This window comes from Methanobrevibacter cuticularis (assembly GCF_001639285.1).
GTDB classification, from domain to species: domain Archaea; phylum Methanobacteriota; class Methanobacteria; order Methanobacteriales; family Methanobacteriaceae; genus Methanobaculum; species Methanobaculum cuticulare.
The window spans coordinates 46,011-53,094 of sequence record NZ_LWMW01000084.1 but is presented as its reverse complement, the minus strand read 5'-3'; the positions used below and the strand labels follow the sequence as shown (position 1 = coordinate 53,094).

The following is a 7,084-nucleotide window of genomic DNA, read 5'->3' as shown; positions in this document are numbered from 1 at the left end:
ACTTTTTAAAGCTTTTTTAAGTGACAAATGAAAATTATAATGTGATAAAATTTCTTATTGTGCATAAAATATAAATCTCACCAAGTAACTTTTTTATTTTTCTATCATGAACAAAATAGACAAAGACTAAATTGATCTCATAAGGATATTATTTATTAGAATATTAATAGTAACATACAAATAAAAATAAAGAAATATATTCTAAAATTATTTCCATTTTTAAATAATTTTGCACCATCAATTTAATTAAAATAATGATTGATTAAAATAATATTTCACCCAAGCAACTTTAAATCATTGGTGACTTTATCAATAATTTCATCTTCATCAGGTCCTAGACCTAAACATGTAAAAGTTCCTCTAGGTATCTCAGTTCTTCCAGCATCTTTTACTAGATAATTTGGAATGTTATTTTTTTTAGCTATTTCTTTTATTTCAAATAACTCTTCTAAGCTATTGACTTTAACTATGACCTTTTTTTCTCCATCATTTGACCATTTCCTAATTTTCTCAGGGTCTGCTTTTCTATATGATCCTAAACATGCATGACAACATTGCGCTGCTGTTTTTCCTTTAGATAATTTAAGGTCATTACGTACTATCATCACTTGTTTCATTACTTACACCTTAACTTTTTTAACATGATTATCTGTTTATTTTATTATTTAGCTATTTTTTAATTATTTTTTAATTATTGCTAAATTATTTTTTAATTATTTTTTTAATTATTGCTAAATTATTTTTTAATTATTTTTTAATTATTGCTAAATTATTTTTTAATTATTTTTTTAATTATTGCTAAATTATTTTTTTTAATTATTAATAGAAGGATTATATGTATTAAATTACTGTATGATAAAATATATCCTTTTCTTATTATTTTAAAAAGGGCTATAATTATAAATGATTTATAAAAAAGAAAATAAAAAGAAAAAAAAATTTTTAAAATATTTGTCTTTCCCTATAATCGATTAAATCTATTGGATAATAGAATTTAATTAGATTTTATGGATATGTTGTTCCGTTGACTGCTGATTTTTCATTACTATTATTAATATTCTTCTCAGGAGTAGTTTTTGGTTCTATAACCAAATCTATGGTTCCAATAGCACTTGTAGGCAAATAGTTTTTGTATTCTTTAAAAGAAACAGTGAAATCTAATTTACTATTTGTAAAATCATCATCTTTAATATTGTATAGGATTCTAGCTATTCCATCAGAATCAGTTATAGAAGGTATTGTTTTATCAGCAATATGGAATACAAGTTCTTCAAGTATCAATGGATCATTATTTTGATCAGTTAATTTCGCTATCAAATCAATAATTTCGCTGCGTTTAGCTTTAGGACTATTTATTGTTATGTTGGTAGGTTGTGGTGTTGTAGGGTTGTTAAAGTAGTTAAAATTTTGAACTTCACTCTCTATTATAATGGTGGATTGGTCAACTTGGTTTCTAGCACACAAAATGATACACCCTGTTTTGTTGTATGTTGTATCAAGTAGAATAGTTCTAAGATTACTGTAATCTTTGTTTGGAAAATAAGATAAAGTAACATCAAATGGATCATTAGTGTTTGGTTCAAAAATGTGATTAGATGTCATATTACTATTAGATGGTGAATTTATTACACTAATATTTGCATCAGAGTAATTGTTTACTCTCACATCATCATTATCTAGACTGATATTATCCTCGTAGTTGAAATCATCGTTGTTGTCTGTAAAATCATCTATATAACCCACAACAAACGCACTGGAATTTCTGCTGATGTTAGTGCAAGTGAGTTCATAGCATGTTCTATGATTGGAATTTATACAATCTGAATCAGTATCATTTTCAACGTCTTTAACTATAGCTTCATTACTAATATCTAAATCATTTGAATTAAGTATTATGTCTACTGCATTGGCCGTAGGGAGACTAATAATAAATATAAATAACAATGCTATAGAAAAGATTAATTTTTTTGATATAAAATAGCTTTTTCTAATTTTTCCACCTCAATTAATATTATTTATTTTATTGTAATTTTAGCATGTGAAAGTTATTTGCTATTTAATTATTTCTAAACTATTAGTATACTTGTTAATAACTATAGTGTAACTATTATTTAAATAGAACATATATAATTTTACCAATAAATAAATATAAATAGATTATTCTATTTCAAATACAACATTTTTTATATTTTAAATACAACATTTTTTATATTTTAAATACAACATTTTTTATATTTTAAATACAACATTTTTTATATTTTAAATACAATATTTTTCTAAAAAATTATAATATAAAATCAATAAAAAAGTATGTTTTAAAATGTTTCCATATAATTATTTATACTTCCTTTATCTTATTTTAATTAATGAAATTTAAAAAGGAATATATTAATATGATTACTAGATTAATACTATAAAATTAATAGTATAATATAGTTAGTAAATTGTTAACTAGATCCAATATTAAATTATAGTATTTTTGGAAAAGTTCTTAAGTTTTGAAAATAAATTAAATTCTTAATATCATTTATTTTTAATTATAACATCTTAAAATTGATTATTATTAAAAATATATTACTTAAACATATTTCTTAATTTAATAAATTGATTAAAATCATTAATTTAAGATTATAATATTTTTTTAGATGATTTATTTATTAAGAACTTTATCAAATTGACTATAGTATAATTTTATTTCATTTAATTAAGATATCTATTAAAGATAGATAATTATTAAAAATATATAGCTATTAATATTTATTAAAATTATATAGTTAGTAGAAATATATAGCTATTAATATTTATTAAAATTATATAGTTAGTAGAAATATATAGCTATTAATATTTATTACAATCTGGCTATTTTTAGATCTAAAAATAGAATCATAAGATAATTTGTATAATTAAGGTGATAAATTGACTAGAATTTCCATATTAGACCAAGACAGGTGCCAACCCAAAAAATGTAATTATTTATGTATTGAATACTGCCCAGGAGTCCGTATGGAAGAAGACACTATAGTTATTGATGAAAAGACAAAAAAACCATTAATATCTGAAGAATTATGTTCTGGGTGTGGTATATGTACAAATCGTTGTCCATTTAGTGCTATATCTGTTATAAACCTACCTGAAGCTCTCGAAGAACCAATTCATCGTTATGGGCAAAATATGTTTGAGCTATTTGGTCTGCCTCATCTTAGTGAAGGATCAGTAGTTGGAATTCTTGGTCCCAATGGGATTGGAAAATCTACTATAATACGAATTCTTTCAGGAGAATTGATACCTAATTTAGGAAATTGGGAAGAAGGTGAAGATAATTTTGGTGCAAATACAGAAAACAAATGGGAAAATGTAATCAATCATTTCAAAGGATCACAATTACAAACTTACTTCAAAAATCTATCAAAAGGAAAAATAAAAGTTATACATAAGCCACAAATGGTAGATCAACTACCAAAATTTGTTAAAGGGAATGTGAAAGATTTATTAACTGGTGTCGATGAGAGAAATCAGCTTGGTAATGTTTTAGAGATACTTGATTTGAAAAATATCTTGAATCGAGAAATAGCTAATCTCAGTGGTGGAGAACTTCAAAGAGTGGCTATTGCTGCTTCTGTTTTGAGGGAAGGTGATTTCTATTATTTCGATGAACCAACATCTTGGCTAGATGTTCGCCAACGTTTAAACGCTGTTAAAGTAATAAAAACATTAGCTGGCGCTGGAAAATCTGTCATGGTTATAGAACATGATTTAGCTACGTTGGATGCAATTTCAGATAATATTCACATCTTATATGGACAAGCTGGAGCTTATGGTGTAGTATCTCAAATGAAAGGCGTTAGGGTAGGAATCAATGCATACATAAATGGGTTTTTAAAAGAAGAAAATGTCCGAATCCGAAAAAACCCTATTGAATTTAGTATTCGCCCTCCAACCCCTGAAGATGAAGGAACAGCTATTGTATCATATACACACCTTAAAAAATCTTATGAAGGTTTTTCGTTAAGTGCTGAAGCTGGAGAAGTTTTCCATGATGAAATTGTAACAGCCTTTGGTTCAAATGGAATTGGAAAAACAACATTTGCAAAAATATTGGCAGATGTAATCAAGCCTGATACAGGAGAAGTTGAGGAAGATATAAAAATAGCTTACAAACCACAATATATTGTTTCTAATTTTGATGGAAGGGTTGAAGATTTCTTATATATGAATGCTCCAAGTTATGGTTCTAATATATTTAAAACAGAGATTATGAAGCCATTTTCATTAGAAGAGCTATTAGATAAACAAGTTAATGAATTAAGTGGTGGGGAACTACAACGCCTTGCAGTGGCTAGTACTTTATCTAAAGAAGCCGAAATATATCTTTTTGATGAGCCAACAGCTTTTTTAGATGTTGAACAAAGATTAATAGCTGGAAGAGCTATTAGAAAAATTATTGAAAGTAAAAATGCGGCTTCACTGATAATAGACCATGATATAGTTTTCATAGATTACATCTCTGATAGGGCTATGGTTTTCCAAGGTGAGCCAGGGATCGAAGGAATAGCTACAAAGCCAACAGATCTCAGAACATCAATGAACACATTTTTAAAGGATTTGAATATTACATTCAGAAGAGACAAAGAAACAAAAAGACCAAGGGTAAATAAGTTAGATAGCTATTTGGATAGAGAACAAAAAGAGTCAGGAGAATTTTATTATTTAAAAAGTAAATAGCTGTCTTAAAACTAGAAAATTTTGTCAAAGAAGGTTTTTTTTATATAAAATCTGATGAAATGTTTCTTATTAATATGATCATGATTTTAAATTACTTCTTTATTAATTAATTTAAATAAATTAATTTAAATAGGTTTTAAATTTGCAATAGCTGGTCCATGAATAGAGTTACCTTTATAGTCAAATCTGGAACCATGCTGTGGACAATCCCAGCTTTTTTCCGCGGAATTCCACTTAAGTTCACAACCATAATGACTACAATTTCCATGGAATGCAAAAACATTAGAATCTAGATCTTTATAAATAGCTATTGCTCTATTAGGAAGTTTAACTATTTTACCTTCTTCTTGTTCTAATTTTAAGATGGAATCATTTAATATTTTAGCTTCTTCTTCATTTAAATCCTTTGTATTGAAGTTACTAGCACAACGTTTCTTTATTGAATTTTGATTTTTAAGTCTTTTTGGGGAGAAAATCTCTGCATAGCTATTCTCTTTATTTAATATCAAATCTGTTAGTATAATTCCTGCCAATGTTCCTTTTACTATTCCCCAACTTTCAAAGCCAGTAGCTACATAAATTCCTTTTTGAGAAGTTTCACCAATAATTGGTAATCTATCATCAGGTTTAGCATCTTGATTAGACCAGAAGTATTCAATAGACTCAACATTAAACTTTTCCTTAGCAAATTTTACTAGTTTTTTAAAACAATTATCAGTATCTTCAATCTGACCAGTAAAATGATGTTCTCCTCCAATAATCAGCAAATCTCCTTTTTTAGTTGGAGTGGTTCTGAAAGTATGGAAAGGTTCTATATTAACAAACATACCACTTGGCAACTTTTCTTTCACATAAGCTCCTAACATATAAGATTTAACTTGATACATATAAGATAAAGTTGAATTTGGATCATATATTGGCGAATTGGTAGCTACAACTACAGAATTGGCAAAAATATCTCCATTTTCAGTTGATATTTTTTTTGTATCTCCCTCTTCAATATTAGTTACTTTTGTGTTTTCGAACATATAGGATCCATCACCTGTGATGAGCTTTACTAAAGCATTATTATATTTTTTAGGATGAAATTCTCCTTGATTAGGATATTTAAGAGCTTTATTTATAACTTTATCATGATCCTTATTGTTATCATTCTCATTAGTATCATTATCATTCTCCTCATTATTATCCTTATTATTATTATCCTTACTATTATTATTATTATTATTATTATTTAGGTCCTTATTGAATGGTATTGGTAACTTGTCAGTCAAAATAGCATCTATATCTAGTTTTTTCAATGTTTCATATTCTTTTTCAATGTCTTTAAAATTTTTTTTATCAGTAGAATAAATATATAATGGAACTTTTTTATAATCACAATCAATGGAGTGTTCTTCAATTATTTCAGCTATTTTATTAAAGGCTAACATGTTAGCATCTCTAAATTTTGAAGCGGTTTCCAGATCAAAATTAGATACTATATGATCATAGATTAAATTTGAAGATATCGTAATCTTAGCTGTTGTTGATCCACTTACATCACAGCCTATTCTTTTTGATTCAACTATAGCTATTTTTAAACCTTGTTCTTTGAGCATTAGGCCAGTTGTAAGTCCAACTATTCCTCCTCCAATAATAGCTACATCTACAGTTGTTTTATCCTTAAGAGGGGGAAAATCTGCAGATTCTACACTATCTATCCAAAATGATATGTGTTTTCCGTTTAACAAAAAAATCAACCTCAAATATAAATTTATTTATGTTTCAATAATAATATATAATACACATATACATATTCAGAAAAATCTCTTATACTATCAGAGGAGTCTCTTATACTATCAGAGAAGTCTCTTATACTATCAGAAAAATCTCTTATACTATCAGAGGAGTCTCTTATACTATCAGAGGAGTCTCTTATACTATCAGAAAAATCTCTTATACTATCAGAGAAGTCTCTTATACTAGATTTCTTGTGTTTTTAATTTTAATATACTAACAATTAAAAATAATTCTTTTTTTGGGACTATATTTTGCTTATAAATTCCTTTAAGCACTATTTTGAATTTTTTGAGTTAGATAATTTTTTCTAATTCTTAAACTTTGAGATTAAATAATATATTCTTATATTATTTTATTATATCTCATATTATAAAAAGTTTGGCTAAATAACTTCTTATTTATAAAAATTTGCTATTTTCATTGAAATTTTGAGGATGAATACTAATTTATTTATTTATTTTTATTTTTTATTAAAAAATTCACTCCTTTTTGGTTTTTTGTACTTATTGATTGTTATTGTATCTATTTTATAATATTTCACTGATTATTAATAATTTGTTATATTCAAAGTCTGATATTT

At 25.9% G+C, this 7,084-nt stretch carries 4 protein-coding genes; 1 reads left to right on the top strand and 3 read right to left on the bottom strand.

Translation table 11 applies throughout. The features are described 5' to 3' along the window. Window positions 1–275 precede the first annotated feature (275 nt). Together pth2 and MBCUT_RS02500 are read right to left on the bottom strand one after the other, a co-directional pair. On the bottom strand, window positions 276–617 hold the full coding sequence (pth2, locus tag MBCUT_RS02505) for an aminoacyl-tRNA hydrolase (protein ID WP_067258453.1): 342 nt from the start codon (window positions 615–617) through the stop codon (window positions 276–278). A gap of 388 nt (window positions 618–1,005) precedes the next feature. After that, a complete protein-coding gene (locus MBCUT_RS02500) occupies window positions 1,006–1,944 on the bottom strand; it encodes a hypothetical protein (protein ID WP_067258449.1) in 939 nt (312 codons plus the stop codon). A gap of 972 nt (window positions 1,945–2,916) precedes the next feature. Here MBCUT_RS02500 and MBCUT_RS02495 point away from each other — a divergent pair. Further along, window positions 2,917–4,722 (top strand): ribosome biogenesis/translation initiation ATPase RLI, encoded by a 1,806-nt coding sequence (locus MBCUT_RS02495; RefSeq protein WP_067258446.1) that lies wholly within the window; start codon window positions 2,917–2,919, stop codon window positions 4,720–4,722. A gap of 125 nt (window positions 4,723–4,847) precedes the next feature. Here the strand turns inward: MBCUT_RS02495 and MBCUT_RS02490 are convergent, their stop codons facing one another. Beyond that, complete coding sequence (locus MBCUT_RS02490; protein WP_067258443.1) at window positions 4,848–6,455, bottom strand: FAD-dependent oxidoreductase; 1,608 nt, start codon at window positions 6,453–6,455, stop codon at window positions 4,848–4,850. Window positions 6,456–7,084: the final 629 nt, after the last annotated feature.

What these genes read in the sequence shown, in the direction of transcription:
- pth2 (WP_067258453.1), bottom strand. Translation starts at nt 617, where the DNA reads ATGAAACAAGTGATGATAGTACGTAATGACCTTAAATTATCTAAAGGA.